Raw genomic sequence first — 26,047 nt, forward strand, 5'->3', positions numbered from 1 at the left:
CCTCCCCTAATGTGCTCGACTGAGGGGTGTTGATGTCGGGGGAAACCCTCCCGTGAACCAGCGGGATAGAGTGAAAGACAAAGACCGGAACCAAACTAAAGCGCCCTCTGTGGCGCTTTAGTTTTATACCCGTCACATATTTCAAACCCATCAATCATCTTCCAGCAGGCGCGCCCCGGTTCCCTGCTCGCCAAGCTGGTCGCCTGGGTTACGCAACGGGCAATCACTACGCGACAAACAGCCGCAGCCAATGCATCCATCCAGTTCATCACGCAACGCCACCAGGGTATGAATACGCCGGTCCAGTTCTTCACGCCATTGCGACGAGAGCTGTTTCCACTCTTTGGCGCTGAGCGAATGTCCTTCGGGTAGTACCCCTAGCGCGTCGCCAATCGTCGCCAACGGTATACCGATACGCTGGGCAATCTTGATAATCGCGACATAACGCAACACATCACGTTTGTATCGACGCTGATTACCGCTGTTGCGCATGCTGCTGATTAGCCCTTTGCTTTCATAGAAGTGCAGAGTTGATACCGCGACACCGCTACGTTTTGCGACTTCACCTGGCGTGAGCAGCGCTTTTATCCGGGGTAATTTCTTTTCCATAAATCGCTTTACCTCAAGTTAACTTGAGGAATTATACTCGCCCACAGACAAAACGACGAATCGAATACTGAGAAAGAGGCAGCCCTATGTCCCATCAGCAGATAATTCAGACCCTTATTGAATGGATTGATGAACATATCGATCAACCGCTGAACATTGAGGCGGTGGCGAAAAAATCAGGTTACTCGAAGTGGTATTTACAGAGGATGTTCCGCACGGTGATGCGTCAGACGTTGGGTGACTATATCCGCCAGCGCCGACTTTTATTGGCCGCCGTGGAACTACGGACGACCGAACGACCTATTTTCGATATCGCGATGGATCTCGGTTATGTGTCGCAACAAACGTTCTCACGCGTGTTCCGCCGCGAGTTTGATCGTACTCCCAGCGACTACCGTCATCGCCTGTAGGATTATTGCCCGCTCTGCGTCAGTATGGCGGGCGAGCGCTGTAGCCAGTGCATAAACTCCTGCGGCGGTAACGCTTTCGCAAAATACCATCCCTGACAATACTGAACGCCGCGTTCAAGCAGCCATTCAATTTGATCTGCCGTTTCCACCCCTTCAGCAATTGTCTTCAGATGTAAGCTTTGCGCCATCTCGATGATATGTTCGGCAATCAGGTGGCTGGTACTGTTGGTCGCCAGCGTACTAATAAAAGATTTATCAATCTTCAGGATATCCACGTTCAGCGCCGCCAGATTGTGCAGATTGGAATATCCCGTCCCAAAATCATCAAATGCCACTTCATAACCTGCCTGACGGAATGCCTGGATTACCGGAGTCATTTTATGCACATCAATAAATCCACGCTCCGTCACTTCGACTTTAATTTGCTGGGCAGCCACTGAGTAATCACGCGCTTTCTCGGCGAGCAGGGCAATCAGTCGGGATGAATGGAAATCAGAAGCTGAGAGGTTAATTGAGATATAAATCTGGGGATGCGCAGAAAGAAAATACCCTAAATCATTGAACACTTCTTCGACCACATAATCCGTGATCCTTTCAATCATGCCTTCTTTTTCAGCCAGCGGAATAAATTCCGTCGGGCTCATGACCTCACCTTTGCAACCAGGCCAACGCATCAGCGCCTCGGCCCCCACACATTGACCATTCTTGATATCGATGATCGGCTGGTAATGCAGGCGTAGCTGGCGTTTTTCCAGAGCACGTCTTAACAAGCGACGAGGGGAATGGTACTGCTGGCGCGTGCGCCACCACATCAACAGCATCAGAATGCTGCAGATCACCCCAAAGGGGATCGTGAGTGCGGCTTCGTGATAAAAATTTTGATGGACGCGATCGTGGGTAGTCGAAACAATAATCGCGATTGGCCGCTTCTCAGAACGAACGATGGTATAGAACCGATCGTCCAGTTGGAAGGTAGAGGTTTTACCGCGCACCAGCGGCAGAAATTGCTTAACATGCGCCTGATTGCTGGCAGAGAAGAAAGTATCCGTTATCGTGTCATAGACGCCCCACAATAGGCCAGGATCATCTGACATGACTTCGCTGTAAGATAATGGGTTAATGACAGCGACGTAGTTTCCTCTTTGCATATACGTCATGTTGTAGCCAGAGAAGAAAGGCGTATCGCGATAGTAATAGATCGAAACGTCCGGCGTACGTTTATAGTCAGCGGTTGGCATAATATAGGGAACTGACGGCGCCATCGACGTGGAGCACAAAAAATGATCAGCTTGTGCATAAATTAGCTCGCTGATATATAAACGCCCGCGAATAATATTCAGCATACTTTTCTGATGTGCAGGGGTACACATCTTGCCCTGATACAGCTGAGCCATATCACGCGCTAAATCGGCTTGCTGGATCACCAGTTCCGTTTTATTTAACACCAGTTGAGCAAAAGAGCGGAGTTGAGTGCGGGTTTCGGACATCGCCCGGATATGAGCAAACCATAGCGCCAGCACCACGGGGAGCAATACCACCGTGAGCGTGCCGAGGAGCTTCAGCATCTTGCTATGCGCACTGAGATTCATGTCAGCCCTATTTCCCTGTTTCGTATATGCCAGTACCCATCAAGGCAGGATGCTATAAACACCAGCTGGTTAAGTTGCATGAATCTATCAACATTATCAACAGACGTCTCTATGTAAAAGTCTGATAATAGTGGATGATGATATTATTTTCCCGTAAGGCAAACTTAAAGTTACGCTTATTTTGCAACATCATTATCAAGAAGGAGTAATGTTTTACACGCGTTATACTGACGGTACGTATAAAATACATTAACTTTTTTAACGATTAATTTCGGATAAAGAAAACAAGCAACATGAATGCATCTTACATAACGCATAATTAATTATTCGTTTATGAATCAAGATAACCATACAATTGCCATGGATAAAGGCCGGCAAAAATAACGTCAGATACTGGTGAACAAACGAGCAATTGTGATATAGTTCACAGAAATAATGTAAAAGAAACATTGTTTCATTCATGTTATTGCCCGTCGATAGCCAGAGTATCACACCCTCGGTGAACACCCCCGCGCTGTCCTGGGCATCAAGACTTTCTGAGGACGTTTTTCATGGCAACAATAACAACTGGCGTGGTTCTTCTGCGGTGGCAACTACTCAGCGCGGTACTGATGTTTTTAGCCAGTACGCTCAATATCCGTTTTCGTAAATCAGATTATATTGGCCTGGCCGTCATTAGCAGCGGTTTGGGGCTGGTTTTTGCCTGCTGGTTTGCGACTGGATTGCTCGGCATAACCCTGGTGGATATGTCCGCTATCTGGAAGAACATTGAAACCGTGATGGTTGACGTGATGAGCCACACACCGCCAGACTGGCCAATGGTGTTGAACTGATAACAAAATTGCATATGGCTACCCCAGTCTTGAGGTAGCCATTATTTTCAGCGTAACGCAGTGGGATTAGAACGGAATATCGTCGTCGAAATCCATCGGCGGCTCGTTAGACGGTGCTGCCGGAGCGGATTGTTGCGGGCGAGACTGCGCGCCGCCGCTGAACTGGTTGCCACCCTGCGGCTGCTGAGGCTGACCCCAACCGCCCTGCTGCTGACCGCCACCTGCCGGAGCACCACCACCCTGACGACCACCCAGCATTTGCATGGTGCCGCCAACGTTAACTACAACTTCTGTGGTGTACTTTTCTACGCCGGACTGATCGGTCCATTTGCGGGTACGCAGCTGACCTTCGATATAAACCTGAGAACCTTTACGCAGATATTCGCTGGCCACTTCCGCCAGTTTGCCAAACAGCACAACACGGTGCCACTCAGTCTGCTCTTTCATTTCGCCGGTCGCTTTATCACGCCAGGATTCGGAAGTAGCCAGCGTAATGTTGGCAACTGCGCCACCATTCGGCATATAGCGTACTTCCGGGTCCTGGCCCAGATTACCGACGAGAATCACCTTGTTTACGCCTCTGCTGGCCATGATCGTGTCTCCTGAAAAACGTTTCTTAATAAGTGTAAGCGCGGGATTGTAGCATTTCCAATAGCGCTTTTACTACGTTGCGAAGTTGATTCCAGTAAACAACCTCAGCCAGACATTGTTGCACAGGCGCCTGTGTTTTGCATTCCAATACTGTATATCCATTCAGGTTAGGTTGTGTCATAATTAACCGTTTGTGATCGCCGGTAGCACCATGCAGCCAGGCAAAAAAGCGTTTAATCCGGGAAAGATGAATGGATAAGATCGAAGTTCGGGGCGCCCGCACCCATAATCTCAAAAACATCAACCTCGTCATCCCGCGCGACAAGCTGATTGTCGTCACCGGGCTTTCGGGCTCAGGCAAATCTTCGCTCGCTTTCGACACCTTATATGCCGAAGGGCAGCGTCGTTACGTTGAATCCCTTTCCGCGTACGCACGTCAGTTTCTGTCGCTGATGGAAAAACCGGACGTCGACCACATTGAGGGGCTTTCTCCCGCCATCTCAATCGAGCAAAAATCGACATCGCATAACCCGCGCTCCACGGTTGGGACCATTACCGAAATTCACGATTATCTGCGCCTGCTGTATGCCCGCGTTGGCGAGCCACGCTGCCCGGATCACGACGTGCCGCTGGCAGCGCAAACGGTCAGCCAGATGGTAGACAACGTCCTGTCGCAGCCAGAGGGCAAGCGCCTGATGCTGCTGGCGCCGGTCATTAAAGAACGTAAAGGTGAGCACACCAAAACGCTGGAAAACCTGGCAGGCCAGGGCTATATCCGAGCACGTATTGATGGTGAAGTGTGCGACCTTTCCGATCCGCCTAAGCTTGAGCTGCAAAAGAAACACACTATCGAAGTGGTGATTGACCGCTTCAAGGTACGTGACGATCTCACCCAGCGACTGGCCGAATCGTTTGAGACCGCGCTGGAGCTTTCCGGTGGTACGGCAGTGGTCGCTGATATGGATGACCCGAAAGCAGAAGAGCTGCTGTTCTCCGCCAACTTCGCCTGCCCTATTTGTGGCTATAGCATGCGTGAGCTGGAGCCACGGTTGTTCTCGTTCAACAACCCGGCTGGCGCGTGTCCAACCTGCGATGGTCTTGGCGTACAGCAGTACTTCGACCCGGACCGCGTGATCCAAAACCCGGAACTGTCGCTGGCAGGCGGGGCGATTCGCGGCTGGGATCGCCGTAACTTCTATTACTTCCAGATGCTTAAGTCTCTGGCTGAGCACTATCAATTCGATGTAGAAGCCCCGTGGGCCAGCCTGAATCCTGCGGTTCACAAAGTGGTGCTCTACGGTTCCGGCAAAGAGAATATCGAATTCAAATATATGAACGATCGCGGCGATACGTCCGTACGTCGCCACCCGTTTGAAGGTGTATTGCACAATATGGAACGCCGCTATAAAGAGACGGAATCCAGTGCAGTCCGCGAAGAGTTAGCCAAGTTTATCAGCAACAGACCGTGCGCCAGCTGTGACGGAACCCGTCTACGCCGGGAAGCGCGTCACGTGTTTGTCGAGAATACGCCATTGCCTGCGATTTCCGACATGAGCATCGGCCATGCAATGGACTTCTTCAACAACCTGAAACTTGCCGGTCAACGGGCGAAGATTGCTGAGAAAATCCTCAAAGAGATCGGTGACCGCCTTAAGTTCCTGGTCAACGTCGGCCTGAACTATCTGACGCTGTCCCGTTCAGCAGAAACGCTCTCCGGTGGCGAAGCACAACGTATTCGTCTGGCTAGCCAGATTGGCGCCGGTCTGGTCGGCGTGATGTACGTACTGGATGAACCGTCAATCGGTTTGCATCAGCGCGATAACGAACGCCTGCTCGGGACGCTTATCCATCTGCGCAATCTGGGTAACACTGTAATTGTGGTTGAGCACGATGAGGATGCCATTCGCGCCGCCGACCACGTTATCGACATTGGCCCAGGTGCAGGCGTTCACGGTGGTCAGGTTGTGGCCGAAGGGACGCTGGAAGACATCATGGCCGTACCAGAATCGTTAACCGGCCAGTACATGAGCGGTAAGCGTAAGATTGAAGTGCCAAAACAACGCGTGGCAGCCGACCCGGAAAAAGTGCTGAAGCTAACCGGCGCACGCGGCAACAACCTGAAAGATGTCACCCTGACGCTGCCGGTGGGTCTGTTTACCTGTATTACCGGCGTGTCCGGTTCCGGGAAGTCGACGCTGATTAACGACACCTTGTTCCCGATTGCCCAAACCCAGCTTAACGGCGCCACGCTGGCAGAGCCCGCGCCATACCGGGATATCCAGGGGCTGGAACATTTCGACAAAGTGATCGACATTGACCAAAGCCCGATTGGCCGTACACCGCGTTCCAACCCGGCAACCTACACTGGCGTGTTTACGCCAGTGCGCGAACTGTTTGCCGGCGTACCGGAATCCCGTGCGCGTGGTTACACGCCAGGTCGTTTCAGCTTTAACGTCCGCGGCGGACGCTGCGAGGCCTGCCAGGGTGACGGCGTGATCAAAGTCGAAATGCACTTCCTGCCAGATATTTACGTGCCGTGCGACCAGTGTAAAGGGAAGCGTTATAACCGTGAAACGCTGGAGATTAAGTACAAGGGCAAGACCATCCACGAAGTGCTGGATATGACGATTGAAGAAGCGCGCGAGTTCTTCGATGCGGTTCCTGCGCTGGCGCGTAAGCTGCAAACGCTGATGGACGTTGGCTTGACGTACATTCGACTGGGTCAGTCTGCGACCACGCTTTCTGGCGGTGAAGCCCAGCGCGTGAAGCTGGCGCGCGAGCTGTCAAAACGCGGCACCGGACAGACGCTGTATATTCTTGATGAGCCCACAACCGGGCTACATTTTGCCGATATTCAGCAACTACTTGATGTGCTGCATCAGCTCCGGGATCAGGGCAACACCATCGTGGTGATTGAGCACAATCTGGACGTGATTAAAACAGCCGACTGGATTGTCGACCTCGGTCCGGAAGGCGGCAGCGGCGGCGGGGAAATTCTCGTATCCGGCACGCCAGAAACGGTTGCTGAATGTGAAGCCTCACACACGGCCCGCTTCCTCAAACCGCTGCTGTAATAGCGCTGCACTTATCAGGCCTGCGGTATAGGCATCAAGCTTGTAGGCCTGATAAGACGCTTGTGCCGCATTTGGCGAAACGGATCAGGGCTGCGCCAGTATCCGGCGTTTACCTTCCGGCAGCGTGTTCACCGCCTGCTGATAAGAAGCATCGACCAGATAATAAATTTGCGAATCCGGCAACGAGCCGTCCAGATACACCGTACTCCAGTGAGCTTTGTTCAGATGCCGGCTTGGCCGGACATCACTATGCTGCTGACGTAACAACTCCGCCAGTTCGGGGCTGGTTTTCAGAGAGACCGCCGGGCGTTCTTCCACCTCTTTTACCATGGCAAAGAGCACATCTTCGACTTTGATTTGTGTGGCTTTCCAGTCACTGTGCACGCTCTGCTCCGCGCCTGTTTTCGCCATGCAGTATTGCAGCAACTCCGAATTCGTCATTTTTATTCCCCTTACCAGCAAATCGCCTAATGAGAACATCATCTATTCAGTGTGCAGCAAGTCCGCAAAAGGTAAAAGCCGGTAACGTAAATTTGTTTAAAAAATCATCAACCCGCATTCGGTGACCTCAGTACTCTGAGTTTACGATCACCTCTTCGCCAAACCCTCCGGCCTGTGGCAGCGGCTTATAGGTAGAGTTAGAGGCGCGCAGAATACGAATCCCGCGGATACCGACATCGCGAGCGGCAGTGATGTCATTATCGGAGTCGCCGTAGAACATGCGGATATTTTTTTCCTGCAACCACTGCGTTTTGGTGTTCTGCCCAGGCTTGTCACCGGCAAAAATAACCGGGTTCATATTTGCAGACGGGATGTGGAAGTTATCAGACAGCGTTTTAGAGACCGTTTCGGTCTTCGTCGGGCTGCGTCCGGTCACGAAAAAGATGCTGTCTCCACGACGTACGTGCATATCAATCAGCTGGCGCGCCACTTCTTTCGGAATGCTGAATTCATCCCAACCGTTGTTCATTTTCTCCCAAAAGGCTGGATTTTTCAGGTAATCCTCGCTGTCCGGGGAGTACGTTTTTTTACCGCGCCAGAAGCCCGGACTGGAAAAGAGAACGGTATCATCGATATCAAAGCCAACGGCCATCGGCGGGCGGCCCGTCAGACTATTTTCAATTTGTGCAACAGAGACCCAGTGAATGGGGGCCTGCTCAGCAAGTTTTGCAACGTTAGTGCCTGGATTAAGCTGAGAGGGAGAAGAAACGAGTGCCTGGGCAGGCTGATTCAACGTGAACAATAAACAAACGGCACTCAGTGCCAACGTAATCTTGCGCATATTTTTCCCTAAGTAGTCAGTTAGTTATGATTTTTTATTTAACAACTGGTCAAAAAACTATCTGACCTTACCCCCTGGGGGAAGGGAAAGGAAGGATTTTCTCTGGTTTTGTTACAGAAAAAGAGGACGATCACACAGGAAAACGTGCCGGATGGCGCTGTGCTTATCAGGCCTTTGTAGGCCGGATAAGGCATTTACGCCGCCATCCGGCACCTAATTACATTACTGCGGCAAATGCCTTCGCCACACGCTGAACGTTAGCGTGGTTCAACCCGGCGACGCACATACGTCCGCTGGCAATCAGGTAAACACCAAACTCATCACGCAGACGGTCAACCTGAGCCGCACTCAGCCCGGTATAGCTGAACATTCCACGCTGTTGCAGCAGGTAGTCGAAATTACGGCCCGGAATCTCAGCGTTCAGCACATTGACCAGTTCCTGACGCATCGCCAGAATACGGGTACGCATGACCTCAACTTCCGCCAGCCAGCTGGCTTTCAGCTCTTCATCACCCAGTACCGCGGCAACAACCTGTGCACCAAAGTTTGGCGGGCTGGAGTAGTTACGACGAACCGTCGCTTTTAGCTGCCCCAGAACGCGGCTGGCGGCATCTGCGTCTTCACACACCACAGAAAGCCCGCCAACACGTTCGCCATACAACGAGAAAATCTTCGAGAATGAGTTGCTGACCAGAGCAGGCAATCCGGCGCTGGCAATGGCGCGGATGGCGTACGCATCATCTTCCATTCCGCCACCAAAACCCTGGTAAGCAATATCCAGGAACGGGATCAGGTCGCGTGCTTTCAGGATCTCAATAACCGCATCCCACTGCGCGGGAGTTAAATCCGCACCCGTCGGGTTATGGCAGCACGGATGCAGCAGCACAATGCTACGCGCCGGTAAGGTGCTCAATGTTGCCAGCAGATCGTTGAAACGAACGCCATTAGTCGCGTCGTCATACCATGGGTAAGTACTTACTTCGAATCCCGCCCCTTCAAAAATCGCGATATGGTTTTCCCACGTCGGATCGCTGACCCATACGCCAGAATCAGGGAAGTAACGTTTCAGGAAGTCCGCTCCCACTTTTAACGCACCAGACCCCCCCAGCGTCTGAATCGTTGCCACGCGCTGTTGCTGAAGTACCGGATGCTGCGCCCCAAACAGGAGCGGCGCAATGGTATGGCGATACGTGTTCAGGCCTTCCATCGGCAGATACAGCGAAGCGCCATGCGGCTTCGCATTGAGACGAGCTTCCGCTTCTGCAACGGCTTTAAGCTGAGGAATAATCCCATCTTCGTTGTAATACAGACCAATGCTGAGGTTCACTTTGTCGCTACGTGAATCCTCTTTAAAGCGCTCCATGAGCGATAAAATCGGGTCGCCAGCGTAGGCGTCAACTTTTTGAAACACGTGTGGTTCTCCAGGTTTACAGGCAGTGGGATAAGAACACAATAAACCGGAAGCGGAAGAAGATCGAGAGGATGTTGCAGTCGGTGAGAATATTGCCGGATGGCGGCGGTCACGCCTGATCCGGCATATCAGGTAATTAATCGATATATTTCATCGCCACCCTTGAGGTCAGGCGCGTGATAAGTTCGTAAGCACTTACTTTTGTCATTTCAGCGATACGTTCAACGGGCAGCCCCTCGCCCCACAGAATCACCGAATCACCCGCTTTGTCCTGCGCCTCGGGGCCTAAATCGACGCAGATCATATCCATCGCAACACGACCGACAATCGGCACTTCACGGCCGTTAACCAGTACCGGCGTCCCCGAAGGCGCTGCGCGCGGATAACCATCGCCATAGCCCATCGCTACCACGCCAAGACGCGTGTCGCGCTCGCTCTGCCATGTGCCACCATAACCCACTGGCTCACCGGCTTTATGCTCGCGCACGGCAATCAGGCTTGAGGTCAGCGACATCACCGGTTGGCAGCCAAAATCTTCGCCGATGGAGTGATTTTCCAGCGGCGATACACCGTACAGAATCAGACCCGGCCGCGCCCAGTCGAAATGAGACTGCGGCCACAGCAGAATACCACCCGATGCGGCAATCGAACGCTGCCCCGGTTTGCCTTCACAAAAACTGTTGAAAATATCGAGCTGCTTTTCGGTCGCGCCACACTCAGGTTCGTCGGCACGGGCAAAGTGGCTAACGATATTGACCGGCTGGCGCACGTTTTCACATTGCGTTAAGCGCTGATAAAACGCCTCAGCCTGTTCCGGACGTACACCCAGGCGGTGCATGCCCGTGTCGAGCTTCATCCAGACAGTGACAGGTTCAGCCAGATCGGCCGCTTCCAGAGCATCGAGCTGCTCCTGGTTATGTACGGCAGTATGCAGACGCTGCGCGGAGATGGTCGGCAAATCGGAAGCATCAAAAAAACCTTCCAGCAGCAGGATAGGTTGCGTGATCCCACCCGCGCGTAGCCGCAGAGCTTCTTCAAGACGAGCGACACCAAAAGCATCCGCATCCGGGAGCGTTCGCGCGGTCTCTAACAGACCATGGCCGTAAGCGTTCGCTTTCACGACCGCAACCAGTTTACTGGCAGGTGCCAGTTCACGCAGACGTTGCAGGTTGTGTCGCAGAGCGCGGCGGTTAATGACAACAGTTGCCGCTTGCATTTTAATTCCTTAATAAAAGAATCGCCTAAATCATTCGTGTTGCAGAAAGGCGACAAGCCTGAGAATCCCAGGGAGCTTAGTAAACTAAGTGACCAGGGTGAACAGGCGTAGTCAACGCATCTGCAGCATGAAGGATGACGGAGATTTATTCGTCGTCGTATTGTGGGCCCGCATAATTGTCGAATCGTGACCACTGTCCGTTAAACGTCAGACGTACCGTACCGATTGGGCCGTTACGTTGCTTACCAATAATGATTTCTGCGATCCCTTTCAGATCGCTGTTTTCGTGATAAACCTCATCACGATAGATAAACATGATTAAGTCGGCATCCTGCTCGATGGAGCCTGATTCACGTAAATCTGAGTTGACCGGACGCTTGTCAGCACGTTGTTCCAGAGAGCGGTTAAGCTGTGACAGCGCCACCACCGGCACATGCAGTTCTTTCGCTAACGCTTTCAGCGAGCGGGAAATTTCGGCAATTTCCAGCGTACGGTTATCGGAAAGCGACGGCACACGCATCAGCTGCAGGTAGTCGATCATGATCAGTCCGATACCGCCGTGCTCACGGGCGATACGGCGCGCGCGCGAACGCACTTCCGTTGGCGTCAGACCGGAGGAGTCATCAATATAGATGTTTCGTTTCTCCAGCAAAATACCCATTGTTCCGGAAATTCGCGCCCAGTCTTCATCATCCAGTTGACCGGTACGGATTTTGGTCTGGTCTACGCGTGAGAGCGAGGCCAAAGAACGCATCATGATCTGTTCTGAGGGCATTTCAAGACTGAAGATAAGAACCGGCTTATCCTGCAACATCGCCGCATTTTCGACGAGGTTCATTGCAAATGTCGTTTTGCCCATTGACGGACGTGCCGCGACAATAATCAAGTCCGACGGCTGTAGACCCGCGGTCTTTTTGTTGAGGTCGTCATAGCCGGTATTCACCCCGGTGACGCCGTCGTGCGGCTGCTGGAACAGCTGTTCAATACGCGCGACGGTGGCGTCGAGCACATCGGTAATATTTTTCGGGCCTTCGTCTTTATTGGCACGGCTTTCGGCGATTTTAAAGACGCGGGATTCCGCGAGATCCAGCAGGTCTTCACTGGAGCGCCCTTGCGGATCGAAACCAGCCTCCGCAATTTCATGGGCCACCGAAATCATGTCACGAACAACGGCGCGTTCGCGGACGATATCAGCATAGGCGCTAATATTCGCCGCACTTGGCGTGTTTTTAGATAACTCAGCCAGGTATGCAAAACCGCCGACGCTGTCCAGTTGTCCCTGAACTTCCAGCGACTCTGCCAGCGTAATCAGGTCGATAGGTTTTCCCATCTCCTGCAGGCGATGCATTTCGGTGAAAATATGCCGATGCGGGCGGGTGTAAAAATCCTCCGCCACCACGCGCTCGGCGACATCGTCCCAGCGTTCGTTATCCAGCATTAAACCGCCCAACACCGACTGTTCCGCTTCAATCGAGTGCGGCGGTACTTTCAGCCCGGCGACCTGCAGATCGCGCTCACGAGCATCAGTCTGTTGTTTGTTGAAGGGTTTATTTCCTGCCATAGTGAATGGAGTTACCGAGATAATGATTGGGTCGAAAGATTACCACATTTCTGGAGGAAGCATGGCAACACGTATTGAATTTCACAAGCACGGCGGCCCTGATGTACTGAAGGCTGTGGAGTTTACGCCCGTTGACCCGGCGGAACATGAAATCCAGGTCGAGAACAAAGCGATTGGCATCAACTACATCGATACCTACATCCGCAGTGGACTTTATCCGCCTCCCTCGTTACCCAGTGGTCTGGGCACAGAAGCCGCAGGCGTGGTCAGCAAAGTCGGCAGCAAAGTGACGCACATTAAAGTTGGCGACCGTGTGGTGTATGCCCAGTCAACACTTGGCGCGTACAGTTCTGTGCACAACGTGCCAGCCGATAAAGCCGCCATTCTGCCTAATGCCATCTCTTTTGAGCAGGCAGCGGCCTCATTTCTGAAAGGGTTAACGGTTTTTTATCTGTTACGTAAAACCTATGAAATCCAGCCCGACGAGCCCTTCTTGTTCCATGCTGCAGCGGGCGGCGTTGGGCTGATTGCCTGCCAGTGGGCAAAAGCGCTGGGAGCGAAGCTGATTGGTACTGTCGGCAATGCGCAGAAGGCGCAAATAGCGCAGCAGGCCGGTGCATGGCAGGTGATTAACTACCGTGAAGAAAGTATCGTCGAACGGGTTAAGGAGATAACCGGCGGTAAAAAAGTGCGGGTGGTATACGACTCGGTGGGGAAAGATACCTGGGAAGCCTCACTGGATTGCCTGCAACGCCGGGGATTGATGGTCAGCTTTGGCAACGCCTCCGGGCCGGTAACTGGCGTTAACTTAGGTATTCTGAATCAGAAAGGCTCGCTGTATGTCACGCGCCCTTCTCTGCAGGGTTACATCACCAACCGCCACGAATTAACCGAAGCCAGCAATGAGCTTTTCTCATTGATTGCCAGTGGGGTGATTAAAGTGGGTGTCGCGCCTGGTCAGACATTCGCACTGCACGACGCGCAGCGTGCTCATGAAGTGCTGGAAAGCCGGGTCACGCAAGGATCGAGTTTGCTGATCCCGTGAGACTTCCCTCTTAAATAATTCAAGCAGCCAACACACCTGCGGTTTGAATTATGACGGGGAAAGAAAGAATTAGGGCTTCCCGCAGGAAGCCCTTTCTTTTTTAGTTCGGCTGTATGTAGGGTACAGCTCGATGAATTCGTTAACCACGCAATAGTGACAGATTTGATAATCAATTCCTATTTGGTTCTAAAGGCAATGTTGCAGGTTGTGACGCACCGCTCAATACCTTAGTAAAAGCGGCGGTTATTGCGCTGATACTGTGGGACTTTTGGCGCTTTTATCGCCTTAATCACCCACACCACGGCGACGGCCAGCAGCAGCCAGGGAAGCAGTTTAATCATCAACGCAAACATCCCACCGAGGAACATCACTGCCGTCGCCACCATCAGCGCGGCGAGGATGCCCAACAGTGATATGCCAGTGACCATCAGCATGATAAAAAAGCCAATCACAAAAAGTAGTTCCAGCATGACGCTCTCCCGAAATGAAATTCTCTCCATTGCATTACAAGAAACATGCCAAAATTAATGCATTGATTTATAACGAAAACGCCCCACGATGAAACGCAGGGCGTGGTGAAATTGACTAACTTTTGGTGAGAAATTAACGCTTATCTGCGACCAGTTTCAGCGCATGTTCCAGAACGTTAATATCGGCCCCGGCTTTATGTGCATTTTCACTCAGATAACGACGCCACTGGCGTGCGCCTGGAATTCCCTGGAACAACCCGAGCATATGGCGGGTCACATGCCCCAGATACGTCCCCTGACTCAGCTCCCGCTCAATATAGGGATACATGGCGCGCACCACGGCGACAGGGTCAGCATCCGGAGTAGTCGCAGCAAAAATTTCACGGTCGACCGATGCCAGAATCCCCGGGTTTTGATAGGCTTCCCGACCCACCATTACGCCGTCCATATATTGCAGATGCGTTTTTGCTTCTTCCAGTGATTTAATTCCACCGTTAATCGACATCGTCAGGTGCGGGAAATCACGCTTCAACTGATAAACACGGTCATAATCCAGCGGCGGGATCTCACGGTTTTCTTTCGGGCTTAACCCGGACAGCCAGGCCTTGCGGGCGTGGATGATAAACATCTCACACTCACCTTTACCGGAAACCGTATTGATGAAGTCACACAGGAATTCGTAGCTGTCCTGGTCATCAATGCCGATACGCGTTTTCACCGTCACCGGAATCGACACCACATCGCGCATCGCCTTCACGCAATCGGCGACCAGTTGCGCATTCCCCATCAGGCAAGCGCCAAACATCCCGTTTTGTACGCGATCGGAAGGGCAGCCGACGTTGAGGTTAATCTCGTCATAACCTCGTGCTTCAGCCAACTTTGCACACTGGGCCAGCGCGGCCGGATCGCTCCCACCTAGCTGCAGTGCAACCGGATGTTCTTCTTCGCTATACGCCAGGTAATCGCCTTTGCCATGAATAATTGCCCCGGTGGTCACCATCTCCGTATAGAGCAACGTCTGACGGGACAACAGGCGCAAAAAGTAGCGGCAGTGTCTGTCCGTCCAGTCGAGCATCGGCGCGATAGAAAAACGATGAGCGGGAAAAGCGGTAGACTGAGATTCAGGCAGCATGGCGAATATTCAAGCATCCGGTTAAAAAAGGGGCGCTACTATAGCATAGACCGTTGCGATAGTGAGCCACATCGTCGTGGATAGCGCCCTTCGTCCGCGTGGATCGTCATTTCCGCCCAGGTTTTCCGTCGTGTGGACCAAAAAACTGTGGAGGATGGTCAACCCAGCGATCCTCACGCGTGACCGCATAGACCGGATTGAGCGGATAGTAGATGCGGTTATGCTTCTTGTTCGCCTCACCGACGACCAGCAGCCGCACTTCGTCGCTGGTGTTGTTGATAAAAGTGTGGCACACACCGGTTCCTGCCGGAAAACCGACGCTATCGCCGGGTTCCAGCCTCCATAAGTAACCATTTATCCAGGCTTCCGGGTAGCCTTCCAGCACGTAGATGAACTCTTCTTCATCGCTTTCAGCGTGTGGATAAGAAGTACGACGCCCCGGCGGCAGGCGTTCGTGATGAATACCGAGTCGCCCTAACCCCAACCTGCGGGCCAGCGGCGCGCCAATAGAAAAAAGCTCATCGCTGCCTGGATAGGTGGCGTCATCAGGCCCCTCAACTTCACGCCAGTGGCGAATACAATCGGGTCTTTTCATGTTAATTTTCCAGTGTTGCGATGCGTCAGGTATAGCACACAGCGGTGGATCTCGGCGTTTTAAGCAGAACATGATAAAGTAAGGGATTAACCTTCCACACAAATCGAGGCGCCAAATGGACAAAACCACCACGCAGGAGTTATTGGCTCAAGCTGAAAAACTCTGTGTGCAACGTAACGTGCGACTAACGCCACAACGCCTCGAAGTGCTGCGCCTGATGAGCCTGCAGGAAGGGGCGATCAGCGCCTATGATCTGCTTGATCTGCTGCGGGAAACCGAGCCGCAGGCCAAACCCCCTACCGTGTATCGTGCGCTCGATTTTCTGCTTGAACAAGGTTTTGTGCACAAAGTGGAATCCACCAACAGCTATGTGCTCTGTCATCTGTTCGATCAGCCAACCCATAGCTCGGCAATGTTCATCTGTGACCGCTGTGGCGTGGTAAAAGAAGAGTGTGCGGAAGGCGTGGAAGATATTATGCATACGCTGGCAGCTAAAATGGGATTTGCTCTGCGCCATAACGTGATTGAGGCCCACGGCCTGTGTCCGGCATGTGTGGAAGTGGAATCATGCCGCCATCCTGGCGATTGCCAGCATGACCATACCATTCAGGTGAAGAAGAAAGTCGGGCGGTAAATAAAAGAGCGTACATCCTTGTACTCTCAGGAGGGAGGGGTTAATTACCAGCGGTAATCGTTGCGTTTTTCCCAATCTTTAACTTCTTTCTCCGCCTGATCTTTCGCGTACCCGTATCGTTCCTGGACTTTACCTACCAGCTGGTCGCGTTTACCTTCAATGACCGTCATATCATCATCGGTCAGTTTGCCCCATTGCTCTTTCACTTTACCTTTGAACTGTTTCCAGTTACCGCTGACTTCGTCTTTATTCATCATCAAGTCCTCATCGTTAGGTTGTGAATAGCGAGAGTGCTGCGCCCGGATACATGCTGTTTTTGCCGGGCGTGATAATAAGTGTAGTCAGGGATTCTGGGTTTTATTTACTATTCAGAATTTTTAACCATAAGCATCAGGCAAACCAGGTGTCATTACGCCAGTGACGTCGCCAGATGAAGGCCAGTGAAAGCCCGCGCAGCGCGAGAAAAACGGTTAACGCCAGCCACAAGCCGTGGTTTCCAAGCCACGGTAAAGTCAGTAGCGTTAACGCGAAACCCGCGGCCGCAACGGCCATGCTGTTACGCATTTCCGCGGCACGCGTTGCGCCAATAAACATCCCGTCCAGCAGATAACACCAGACGCCCACCAGCGGTAAAATCACCTGCCAGATGAGATAGCGATCGGCCAGCAGTTGGATCTGCGGCAGCGAGGTCAATAGCGCCACAATCTGCTCGCCGAACAGGGCATAGACCAGGGAAAACAGGATCGCCACGATACCCGACTGTCGGCAAGCTGCCCGCCAGACATCCAGCAACTGGCTACCATCGCGTGCCCCATAGGCCTGGCCAGAGTGCGCTTCTACTGCATAGGCAAATCCGTCCAGCGCGTAGGCGGTGAACGTCAGCAGGGTCATCAGAACGGCATTAACCGCAATGATATCGCCCCCCAGACGCGCGCCCAGCACCGTGATAGCGCCAAAACAGAGTTGCAGCAGCAGCGAGCGCAGCATGATGTCGCGGTTAAGCGCCAGTAAACGGCGGAAGTTTCCACGCCACGCCTGCTTCAGCATTGCCAGTGAAATTCCGCGCAAATGCAGGACTTTACGTACCATCATCAGGCCGATCAGCAAAGTGGCATACTCGGCAATCACCGTCGCCAGCGCCGCGCCCTGCACGTTCATATGCAGGCCCATCACCAGCCACAAATCGAGCGCGATGTTAAGCACATTGCCAACAATCAGCAGGATAACCGGCGCACGCGCATACTGGACGCCAAGCAGCCAGCCAAGCAGCACCAGATTGGCCAGTGAGGCGGGCGCGCTGAGCCAGCGGATTTCCAGGAACCTTCGGGCCTGCTCCAGCACCGCTTCGCTACCTCCCACGATATGCAACGCCAGGCTGATAATCGGTGCGCGAAACAGTGCAATAAGCAATCCGGCACCCAACGCCAGCATCAGCGGCTGAACCAGCGCGCGTGCCAGTGCCTGCGGATTTTTCGCGCCGAACGCCTGGGCTGTCAGACCGGTGGTACTCATGCGTAAAAACAGCAGCAGCATAAAGAGAAAACTGGTCGCTGTTGCGCCAACGGCAACGCCGCCAAGGTAAACCGGGCTATCCAGATGACCAATCATCGCCGTGTCCACCAGCCCCAGCAGTGGAACAGTGATGTTGGAGAAAATCATCGGTAAGGCAAGGTGCCAAAGTGCTTTATCAGAGGAGGTAAAGAAAGGCATGGAAAGGAGCCTGAAAAGAAATTAACGCGTTTTTGTAGACCCGATAAGCGTAGCGTCATCGGGTAATTTGCCGGAGAGCGGCGTAAACGCCCTTTCCGGCCTACAGGAAATCAGCAGATCATTACAGCCATTCACCGTTACGAATCACGCCAACAGCCAACCCTTCAATAGTGAAGCTTTGCTCACGCAGATCAACGATGATTGGCTTAAACTCGCTGTTTTCTGGCAGAAGTTCAACCTTGTTGCCCTGCTTTTTCAGGCGCTTAACCGTGACTTCATCATCAATACGGGCAACAACGACCTGGCCGTTACGTACGTCCTGCGTTTTATGCACAGCCAGTAAATCGCCATCCATAATCCCGATATCTTTCATCGACATACCGCTGACGCGCAGCAGAAAGTCGGCGTTCGGTTTGAACAGTGAGGGGTCAACCTGGTAATGGCCTTCAATGTGCTGCTGTGCCAGAAGTGGCTCACCGGCCGCGACACGACCAACAAGCGGTAAACCTTCCTCTTCTTCCTGCAGCAGGCGAATACCACGCGATGCGCCAGAAACGATTTCCAGCACACCTTTACGCGCCAGCGCTTTCAGGTGTTCTTCAGCCGCGTTTGGGGAACGGAACCCCAAACGCTGCGCGATCTCCGCACGCGTCGGTGGCATACCTGTCTGGCTGATGTGATCCCTAATGAGATCAAACACCTCTTGCTGCCTGGCCGTTAACGCTTTCATTCCGCCCCCTGGGTGTATATACAGTTATGCTGTGAGTATATACAGCTAAAGGCGAATTTGGAACCGCAAACTGCACAAAAAACAGGAGATTTATGAAGTTGTGGAATCTTTATCGCAAATGCGACCACAACAGGATGCCCCAGGTGATCAGAGCGACAAAAATAGACAGCAATACTGCAGCCGATCCCATATCTTTCGCCCGGCCAGAAAGCTCGTGATACTCAGAACCAATTCGGTCGACGACCGCCTCAATGGCGCTATTCAGAATTTCAACGATCATCACCAGCATCACCGAACCAATCAGCAGTACGCGGGTAATCGCGTCAACGTCCAGCCAGCAGGCAATTGCCACCCCCAACAGTACGGCAACGCTTTCCTGACGGAATGCCGCCTCATTGATCCATGCGGCGCGGAAACCTTGCCAGGAATAGCCTGCTGCTTTGATAATCCGAGTGAATCCAGTGGTATTATTGGCCATCAAAAGAACCTTTTTACATTATTAGCGTGAGTATTATTGTCTCGTTACCCTGTTTGTTTCAGGGCATAAGCAAAGCTGCGCGAAGTATGACGGGATACCACAGAAATTCACTAAACTTTCTGATATCCTTGCAGCGCATTTGCATTATTAACCAGAGGCTTTACATCGTTTATGTCCGGCTGGCCACGAATTTACTACAAATTACTGAATTTACCATTAAGCATCCTGGTAAAAAGCAAGTCTATCCCGGCGGAACCCGCCCCGGAATTGGGACTCGATACCTCTCGTCCCATTATGTACGTCTTACCGTACAACTCAAAAGCTGACTTGCTGACACTGCGTGCCCAATGTCTGGTGCACGACCTCCCCGATCCCCTGGAACCGCTGGAGATAGACGGGACTTTGCTGCCGCGCTACGTGTTTATACACGGCGGCCCGCGTGTATTCACCTATTACACGCCAAAAGAAGAGTCCATCAAGCTGTTCCATAACTATCTCGATCTGCATCGCAGCAACCCCGATTTGGATGTGCAGATGGTGCCGGTGTCGGTGATGTTTGGCCGTGCTCCAGGGCGCGAGAAAGGCGAAGTCAATCCGCCACTGCGCATGCTGAATGGCGTGCAGAAATTCTTTGCCGTCTCCTGGCTGGGGCGCGACAGTTTTGTCCGCTTCTCACCTTCCGTCTCCCTGCGCCGCATGGCAGACGAACACGGCACAGATAAAACTATCGCACAGAAACTGGCACGCGTGGCGCGTATGCACTTTGCCCGCCAGCGCTTAGCCGCGGTTGGCCCTCGCCTCCCTGCCCGCCAGGATCTGTTTAATAAACTGCTGGCCTCAAAAGCCATCGCTCGCGCGGTGGAAGATGAAGCACGCAGCAAAAAAATCTCCCATGAAAAAGCACAGCAAAACGCTATCGCATTGATGGAAGAGATTGCCGCGAACTTCTCCTATGAGATGATCCGCCTGACGGACCGTATCCTGGGCTTTACCTGGAACCGACTGTACCAGGGGATTAATGTTCACAATGCCGAGCGCGTACGCCAACTGGCGCACGACGGGCATGAAATCGTCTATGTGCCGTGCCACCGCAGCCATATGGACTACATGCTGCTGTCGTATGTTCTGTACCATCAGGGGCTGGTTCCACCGCATATCGCGGCAGGGATCAACCTGAACTTCTGGCCGGCAGGTCCGATTTTCCGCCGTCTGGGCGCGTTCTTTATTCGTCGTACATTTAAAGGCAATAAGCTCTATTCCACCGTATTTCGCGAATACCTGGGCGAGTTGTTCAGCCGCGGTTACTCGGTTGAATACTTTGTCGAAGGTGGTCGCTCACGTACCGGTCGTCTGCTCGACCCGAAAACTGGCACGCTGTCGATGACTATTCAGGCGATGCTGCGCGGCGGTACGCGTCCAATTACCCTCGTTCCGATTTACATCGGCTATGAGCATGTGATGGAAGTGGGAACTTACGCCAAAGAGCTGCGTGGCGCGACCAAAGAGAAAGAGAGCCTGCCACAAATGCTGCGTGGCTTAAGCAAGCTGCGTAACCTGGGTCAGGGCTATGTCAACTTTGGCGAACCTATGCCATTGATGACCTACCTGAATCAGCATGTGCCGGAGTGGCGTGAATCTATCGATCCTATCGAGTCTATTCGCCCGGCCTGGCTGACGCCGACGGTGAATAACATTGCTGCCGATCTGATGGTACGCATTAACAACGCGGGCGCGGCCAACGCCATGAACCTGTGTTGTACCGCGTTACTGGCTTCCCGTCAGCGTTCTCTGACCCGCGAGCAGCTAACCGAACAGCTCGATTGCTACCTGAGCCTGTTACGCAATGTACCGTATGCTTCGGATACGACAGTGCCGACACAAAGTGCCAGTGAACTGATCGACCACGCCTTGCAGATGAACAAGTTTGAGGTTGAGAAAGACACGATCGGTGACATCATCATTCTGCCGCGCGAGCAGGCGGTACTGATGACCTACTACCGCAACAACATTGCGCACATGCTGGTTCTGCCTTCGTTGATGGCCGCGATTGTGACTCAGCACCGTCGAATTTCACGCGCCGCATTGCAGCAGCATATTGATGCGCTGTACCCGATGCTGAAAGCAGAGCTGTTCCTGCGTTGGGAGCGTGATGAGCTAGCCGGCGTGATTGATGAGCTGGCCAGCGAAATGCAGCGTCAGGGTCTGATAACCCTGCAGAACGATGAACTGCATATCAACCCGGTTCATTCTCGCACGCTGCAGCTGTTGGCTGCGGGCGCACGTGAAACGCTACAGCGCTATGCCATTACCTTCTGGCTGCTGAGTGCGAACCCGTCCATCAACCGCAGCACACTGGAGAAAGAGAGCCGCACCGTGGCGCAACGTCTTTCCGTGCTGCACGGTATCAACGCGCCTGAGTTCTTCGATAAAGCCGTGTTCAGCTCCCTGGTGCTGACGCTGCGTGACGAGGGCTACATCAGCGATACCGGTGATGCCGAACCGGAAGAAACGATGAAGATCTATCAGATGCTGGCCGAGCTGGTCACATCCGATGTGCGTCTGACCATCGAAAGCGCAACGCAGGGCGAGTAAGCATAAAAAAACCGGTCAAAATGAAATGACCGGTTTTTATTTTGCGGGCTAAGCCAAACTCAAAGGTGCCAGTAGCTCATCGCCAGCCCTAAGAACAGCACCAGCCCCACATAGTTATTGTTCATAAACGCTTTAAAGCAGGCATCCCGTTCACGATCGACAATCAGTTTCTGCTGATACACAAACAGCGCGCCCGCCACCAGCAGTGACCAGTAATAGCCCAGCCCCAACCCGTTTAACCAACCCACCGTCGCCATCAGCGCCAAAACACCGACCTGCAGAATGCCAATAATCAGCTTGTCGTTCTGACCGAACAGAATGGCGGTCGATTTAATGCCAATCTTCAGATCGTCATCACGATCAACCATCGCATACTGGGTGTCATACGCCACCGCCCAGAGAATGTTGGCGAGGAACATCAACCAGCAGCTCAGCGGTACAGATTCACTGACGGCGGCAAACGCCATGGGAATAGACCAGCCAAACGCCGCCCCCAGCACCACCTGCGGCAGGTGCGTATAGCGTTTCATGAAGGGATAAACCCACGCCAGTGCTAACGCCGCAACGGACAACAAAATCGTCATCGTGTTAAGAGTCAGAACCAGCAGAAAGGCGAGCAACACCAGCACAACAAACAGCGTTCGGGCCTCTTTCTCCGTGACTGCACCGCTCGGCAGCGGCCGGTTTGCGGTGCGTTTGACGTGTCCGTCAAATTTCCTGTCGGCATAATCATTCACCACGCAGCCGGCGGCGCGCATCAGCCACACACCGGCGACAAACACCGCCAGTATCCACAATTGCGGTACGCCAGGGGTCGCTACCCACAGCGCCCACAGCGTCGGCCAGAGCAGCAGTAAGGCACCGATTGGCTTATCCGTACGCATCAAGCGGTGAAACGCCAGCAGCTTATTCTGCGTCAGACTCCACTCCATCTTTATCTTCCTCTCAGTACAACGGCGATGCAGGCAAAAAAAGCTCGGTAAGCATCAGCGGCTTACCGCTCAGCCGCAGGCGGGAACGACGTCCCCACAGCGCTGCATCGCGGCCAATCTCAATAAAATCGCGGGTCAATGTCGATGATGTAAACAGATAGCGCCCGAGCGGGGTTTTCCCCAGATTTTGTAAAGCCAGTTCGGGGCCGCACAAGGTGGATTCCGGCACGACAGTCCGACCGGCAAGCCACGGCTCACCATCCGCGCATAACAGGATTTCCCGCAACCAATAGCGGGATTCTGCCGGCAACAGCGTCAACTCTTCAGTGACCTCATTTTGCCCAACGAATCCTTCTCGTATCAATGTTACGGTGACCTGTTTTCCCTGCTGCTCAAAACGTTTGGTCATGGAATCTTCCAGTAACAACCAGTCGAGCAATTGGGGGTCAAGCGACGGGATCGCATCAAAATAACGCAGAGCACGCAGTTGCGTTAACGCGGGGTGTGGCATGCCTTACTCTCCGATTCATAACCTGAGGGCATTGTATCGCAGAAAAGGCTTTGCGGGGTGAGCAAACACGATTAAGTGATCGGTAGGGCAACATAAGTGTAACAAGTAGCATCGAAGGATAAAAAAAGGTGCGCCAGGAGACGCACCAGTTGTTGCAAAATCAACAATGTGGGGAGATGGTTACCCCTTGCCTTTTACACTGCTGATAAAGGTGGAACGGGCAGATTTGGATCCCAGACGTTCAGCTTCATCAAGCAGCTTCAGCGCTTTATCAACATCACCTTTCGCCACGGCATCCTTAATCGCCTGGTTAAAATAGTTCTCAGTGTCATTCAGCACCGGTTCACTTTTCTTCACGGGTTGCGGTGCCGGCGCGGCTACCGCGGCAGCCGGAGCCGCATAAGCCACCGCAGGCGCTGCGGTATTACCCACCGTCACCGGCCCCGGGCCAGAGGAACCAAATAACGGCCCAACCAGCACGCTGGAGGTGCTGTTAGTTTTCACCTGTAGTTTCACCAGGCCATCGGTAGTATGGCGAGCAATCGGGTCCGGAATATCCGGAACAGCGTTGCCCACGCCCTTGGCATACGCTTTCGCCGGGTCAAGCAGCGTGGTGGTCTGTTGGAGATCTTTATCAGTAGTAAAGACCAGAACATAAAGCTTTTGTTGTCCCAGTGCAGGCGTCAGACGCATCACCCCTTCCAGGCGATCCGCACTCATTACACCCGGTGCCTGGTAGGTAAAGTAACTGCTGGGGAAGAACGCAGATGGCGTCATGTTCTGATCAAGAATTAAAACGTTTGGCGCAAATACGCTGGTTTGTTTGTTAACTTCACTGCTCAGCGTCAGGGTCAGTTCACCAATGTTGGCCGGTACGCTATAGGCGGCAACCGGGCCGCTAATACCGGCAATGTCCAGACGCTGTCCCGCTGTCGCCAACGGGGTTGACTGGGTTTTCGATTGGTCGACTGGCGTCCAGGTCAGCTGTTGCAATGCAGCCGTCGGAATCGACGGTGCAGCGGCGGTGTCCTGCGGAACGATATTCACATCGGCCAGGCTGATTCCAGGAACGCTGGCAAATAACCCTGCCGATAAACAAAGGGCAACGAGACTTTTCTTCATTTTCATTGTTATCACCTCAGATAGCATGGGTTCAGCGGTGGCCAGGCAATAGCGCGCTAAACCGTAAGTAAGAGGGGCTTACGCCCCTCTTTAGGTCATTACGTCAGGTTAATGCTGGATTACCACCAGATTTCCATCTGGGCACCGAAGGACCACTCGTCGCTATCGCCACGGCTGGTTGTGCTGATACCGGAGTTGGTTGCAGCAGCATATTTAGAGACCGAATCTCCGTTTTTCACGTAGCCCCATTCTTCATCCCATTTGGCATAGGTTGCAAAGACGCGGATTGCCGGACGAGACCAGATGCTATCGCCTGCCTGCCACTGTTGCGCCAGGGTGATTTTGTATTGGCTGTTGCGATCGCCAGTCTGTTGAGATTTGACGTTGTCGTAGCCGACTTCCATCAGGGTGCTCATGATTGGCGTCCATTTGTACATCGGACGAATACCCACGGTGTACCATTCAGTACCCAGGTCGTTATCCATGTCGATATTCTGATACATACCGACGTACATCAGGTCCCACTTGTCGCCCAGAGAGATAGCACCGTGGTCAAGTACGCGCACCAGGCTACCGTTGTTATTGATGTTGTTGTTTATATGATGGATAACGGGATCATTTGGTGTTGCCTGGGTATCGAAGGTTGAACCGTAAGTACCCTGCGAGCCACCTTTACCCTGCGTGGTCATCGCATCAGTTGCATACTGAACCACGAACTTGTTATAGCCCTTCAGCATGCTCTGAGTATGTTCTGCAGTGAACATCCAGCCATCTTTAGACGCGCTATCCGCGTAGCTATAACCGTCAGTTTTATTCGCACGACCGTAGTCAACACCCAGTTCCAACATGCCGTCCGGGTTAATGGCCATCTGCGCTAAACGCATGTCGAATACGTCGTTCGCGGTATCTTTGGATGTGTCGTAGATATTCTGGCTACTGAAGGTGTAAGAACCACCCGCTTCCTGAGAACGGGTTGCGGCCAGAGACAGTTTACCGAAGCCCAGATCGATGTTTTCAATACCGGCACCAGGACCTGAAATATCCCAGTAGTAGAAGTCGATCATATGGACGTCATGACGCTGATAGAAACGTTTACCGGCCCAGATGGTGGAACCCGGCAGCCATTCAATCAGGTTTTTACCCTGCACGTTGGCTTCGCGGAAAGCAGGATCGGTCGCTTCCCAGTCATTCTGCTGTGCAACGGAGTAGGCAACGTTGGTGTCGAAGTAGAAGCTCTTATCGCCCTCTTTCCACACTTCCTGACCTAATTTGATTTCCGCATAGGTTTCACATTCGTTACCAAGACGGTATTTACTTTGGGCACCAGTTGCCTGGAAACACTGTTGTTCACCGCCGCTACCTGTCCAGCCAATGCCGGAACGAGCATAACCATGGAAATCCACAGCCATTGCCTGAACAGACATAATGCCTGCTGCTACAGCAACCGCCAGAGGGAGTTTGCGCAGAGTAATCATCGTTCTATCTCCTGAGATCATTGCTTTTCTTTAAACGCTGCCACC

General features: G+C 52.9%; 25 protein-coding genes. 6 read left to right on the top strand and 19 right to left on the bottom strand.

Annotation, left to right across the window (positions count from 1 at the left end; all coding sequences use genetic code 11):
- Nucleotides 1–150: 150 nt before the first annotated feature.
- Complete coding sequence (gene soxR, locus FDX19_RS00355) at nucleotides 151–609, bottom strand: redox-sensitive transcriptional activator SoxR (protein WP_003826630.1); 459 nt, start codon at nucleotides 607–609, stop codon at nucleotides 151–153.
- A gap of 86 nt (nucleotides 610–695) precedes the next feature.
- On the opposite strand from soxR, the gene soxS reads away from it, so the two are divergent.
- Nucleotides 696–1,019, top strand: a complete 324-nt coding sequence (soxS, locus tag FDX19_RS00360; RefSeq protein WP_005132611.1) for a superoxide response transcriptional regulator SoxS — start codon at nucleotides 696–698, stop codon at nucleotides 1,017–1,019.
- 2 nt (nucleotides 1,020–1,021) lie between these two features.
- Here the strand turns inward: soxS and FDX19_RS00365 are convergent, their stop codons facing one another.
- Nucleotides 1,022–2,608, bottom strand: coding sequence for an EAL domain-containing protein (locus FDX19_RS00365; protein ID WP_137381173.1), 1,587 nt, complete (start codon nucleotides 2,606–2,608; stop codon nucleotides 1,022–1,024).
- A gap of 551 nt (nucleotides 2,609–3,159) precedes the next feature.
- Between FDX19_RS00365 and FDX19_RS00370 the strand changes: the two genes are divergently transcribed.
- Complete coding sequence (locus FDX19_RS00370; protein WP_003826625.1) at nucleotides 3,160–3,441, top strand: YjcB family protein; 282 nt, start codon at nucleotides 3,160–3,162, stop codon at nucleotides 3,439–3,441.
- Nucleotides 3,442–3,507: 66 nt separating this feature from the next.
- On the opposite strand, the gene ssb1 is transcribed toward FDX19_RS00370, so the two are convergent.
- Nucleotides 3,508–4,032 (bottom strand): single-stranded DNA-binding protein SSB1, encoded by a 525-nt coding sequence (gene ssb1 / locus FDX19_RS00375; RefSeq protein ID WP_003826621.1) that lies wholly within the window; start codon nucleotides 4,030–4,032, stop codon nucleotides 3,508–3,510.
- A 251-nt stretch (nucleotides 4,033–4,283) separates the two neighbouring features.
- On the opposite strand from ssb1, the gene uvrA reads away from it, so the two are divergent.
- A complete protein-coding gene (gene uvrA, locus FDX19_RS00385; protein WP_137381174.1) occupies nucleotides 4,284–7,106 on the top strand; it encodes an excinuclease ABC subunit UvrA in 2,823 nt (940 codons plus the stop codon).
- A gap of 84 nt (nucleotides 7,107–7,190) precedes the next feature.
- On the opposite strand, the gene FDX19_RS00390 is transcribed toward uvrA, so the two are convergent.
- From FDX19_RS00390 to dnaB, 5 genes are all read right to left on the bottom strand, one after another.
- Nucleotides 7,191–7,547 (bottom strand): MmcQ/YjbR family DNA-binding protein, encoded by a 357-nt coding sequence (locus tag FDX19_RS00390; protein ID WP_137381175.1) that lies wholly within the window; start codon nucleotides 7,545–7,547, stop codon nucleotides 7,191–7,193.
- 127 nt (nucleotides 7,548–7,674) lie between these two features.
- The gene (aphA, locus tag FDX19_RS00395) at nucleotides 7,675–8,388 is read right to left on the bottom strand and encodes an acid phosphatase AphA (protein WP_137381176.1); all 714 of its coding nucleotides are present in this window, start codon (nucleotides 8,386–8,388) and stop codon (nucleotides 7,675–7,677) included.
- Between the two features lie 217 nt (nucleotides 8,389–8,605).
- The gene (tyrB, locus tag FDX19_RS00400; protein WP_137381177.1) at nucleotides 8,606–9,799 is read right to left on the bottom strand and encodes an aromatic amino acid transaminase; all 1,194 of its coding nucleotides are present in this window, start codon (nucleotides 9,797–9,799) and stop codon (nucleotides 8,606–8,608) included.
- Between the two features lie 136 nt (nucleotides 9,800–9,935).
- Nucleotides 9,936–11,015 carry an alanine racemase gene (alr, locus tag FDX19_RS00405; protein ID WP_137381178.1) on the bottom strand — a complete coding sequence of 360 codons (1,080 nt, stop codon included), beginning with the start codon at nucleotides 11,013–11,015 and terminating at the stop codon, nucleotides 9,936–9,938.
- Nucleotides 11,016–11,160: 145 nt separating this feature from the next.
- Entirely contained in the window at nucleotides 11,161–12,576 is a 1,416-nt protein-coding gene (gene dnaB / locus FDX19_RS00410; protein WP_137381179.1) for a replicative DNA helicase, read from the bottom strand.
- A 61-nt stretch (nucleotides 12,577–12,637) separates the two neighbouring features.
- Here dnaB and FDX19_RS00415 point away from each other — a divergent pair, with 61 nt between their 5' ends.
- Entirely contained in the window at nucleotides 12,638–13,621 is a 984-nt protein-coding gene (locus FDX19_RS00415; RefSeq protein ID WP_137381180.1) for a quinone oxidoreductase, read from the top strand.
- A 227-nt stretch (nucleotides 13,622–13,848) separates the two neighbouring features.
- On the opposite strand, the gene pspG is transcribed toward FDX19_RS00415, so the two are convergent.
- From pspG to FDX19_RS00430, 3 genes are all read right to left on the bottom strand, one after another.
- Nucleotides 13,849–14,091 (bottom strand): envelope stress response protein PspG, encoded by a 243-nt coding sequence (pspG, locus tag FDX19_RS00420; RefSeq protein WP_048213926.1) that lies wholly within the window; start codon nucleotides 14,089–14,091, stop codon nucleotides 13,849–13,851.
- Between the two features lie 133 nt (nucleotides 14,092–14,224).
- A complete protein-coding gene (gene dusA / locus FDX19_RS00425; RefSeq protein WP_137381181.1) occupies nucleotides 14,225–15,223 on the bottom strand; it encodes a tRNA dihydrouridine(20/20a) synthase DusA in 999 nt (332 codons plus the stop codon).
- Between the two features lie 106 nt (nucleotides 15,224–15,329).
- Nucleotides 15,330–15,818 carry a cupin domain-containing protein gene (locus FDX19_RS00430; protein WP_137381182.1) on the bottom strand — a complete coding sequence of 163 codons (489 nt, stop codon included), beginning with the start codon at nucleotides 15,816–15,818 and terminating at the stop codon, nucleotides 15,330–15,332.
- A 115-nt stretch (nucleotides 15,819–15,933) separates the two neighbouring features.
- Between FDX19_RS00430 and zur the strand changes: the two genes are divergently transcribed.
- Complete coding sequence (gene zur / locus FDX19_RS00435; protein ID WP_137381183.1) at nucleotides 15,934–16,452, top strand: zinc uptake transcriptional repressor Zur; 519 nt, start codon at nucleotides 15,934–15,936, stop codon at nucleotides 16,450–16,452.
- 44 nt (nucleotides 16,453–16,496) lie between these two features.
- Here zur and FDX19_RS00440 read toward each other — a convergent pair whose 3' ends face one another.
- From FDX19_RS00440 to FDX19_RS00455, 4 genes are all read right to left on the bottom strand, one after another.
- A complete protein-coding gene (locus tag FDX19_RS00440; protein WP_005132658.1) occupies nucleotides 16,497–16,706 on the bottom strand; it encodes a CsbD family protein in 210 nt (69 codons plus the stop codon).
- A gap of 136 nt (nucleotides 16,707–16,842) precedes the next feature.
- On the bottom strand, nucleotides 16,843–18,162 hold the full coding sequence (gene dinF, locus FDX19_RS00445) for an MATE family efflux transporter DinF (RefSeq protein ID WP_137381184.1): 1,320 nt from the start codon (nucleotides 18,160–18,162) through the stop codon (nucleotides 16,843–16,845).
- A 121-nt stretch (nucleotides 18,163–18,283) separates the two neighbouring features.
- Nucleotides 18,284–18,892, bottom strand: a complete 609-nt coding sequence (lexA, locus tag FDX19_RS00450; RefSeq protein ID WP_103777801.1) for a transcriptional repressor LexA — start codon at nucleotides 18,890–18,892, stop codon at nucleotides 18,284–18,286.
- 109 nt (nucleotides 18,893–19,001) lie between these two features.
- Nucleotides 19,002–19,370, bottom strand: a complete 369-nt coding sequence (locus FDX19_RS00455) for a diacylglycerol kinase (protein WP_005132664.1) — start codon at nucleotides 19,368–19,370, stop codon at nucleotides 19,002–19,004.
- 171 nt (nucleotides 19,371–19,541) lie between these two features.
- Here FDX19_RS00455 and plsB point away from each other — a divergent pair, with 171 nt between their 5' ends.
- The gene (gene plsB / locus FDX19_RS00460; RefSeq protein WP_137381185.1) at nucleotides 19,542–21,962 is read left to right on the top strand and encodes a glycerol-3-phosphate 1-O-acyltransferase PlsB; all 2,421 of its coding nucleotides are present in this window, start codon (nucleotides 19,542–19,544) and stop codon (nucleotides 21,960–21,962) included.
- Nucleotides 21,963–22,021: 59 nt separating this feature from the next.
- On the opposite strand, the gene ubiA is transcribed toward plsB, so the two are convergent.
- From ubiA to FDX19_RS00480, 4 genes are all read right to left on the bottom strand, one after another.
- Nucleotides 22,022–22,894: a 4-hydroxybenzoate octaprenyltransferase gene (ubiA, locus tag FDX19_RS00465; RefSeq protein ID WP_137381186.1), complete on the bottom strand. Its 873-nt coding sequence runs from the start codon at nucleotides 22,892–22,894 to the stop codon at nucleotides 22,022–22,024.
- A 13-nt stretch (nucleotides 22,895–22,907) separates the two neighbouring features.
- A complete protein-coding gene (gene ubiC, locus FDX19_RS00470; RefSeq protein ID WP_005132668.1) occupies nucleotides 22,908–23,405 on the bottom strand; it encodes a chorismate lyase in 498 nt (165 codons plus the stop codon).
- 180 nt (nucleotides 23,406–23,585) lie between these two features.
- Nucleotides 23,586–24,533, bottom strand: a complete 948-nt coding sequence (malM, locus tag FDX19_RS00475) for a maltose operon protein MalM (protein WP_137381187.1) — start codon at nucleotides 24,531–24,533, stop codon at nucleotides 23,586–23,588.
- 113 nt (nucleotides 24,534–24,646) lie between these two features.
- The gene (locus tag FDX19_RS00480) at nucleotides 24,647–26,002 is read right to left on the bottom strand and encodes a maltoporin (RefSeq protein WP_137381188.1); all 1,356 of its coding nucleotides are present in this window, start codon (nucleotides 26,000–26,002) and stop codon (nucleotides 24,647–24,649) included.
- Nucleotides 26,003–26,047 lie beyond the last annotated feature (45 nt).

Source organism: Citrobacter sp. wls619 (assembly GCF_005281345.1).
In the GTDB taxonomy this organism is placed as follows: Bacteria; Pseudomonadota; Gammaproteobacteria; order Enterobacterales; family Enterobacteriaceae; genus Citrobacter.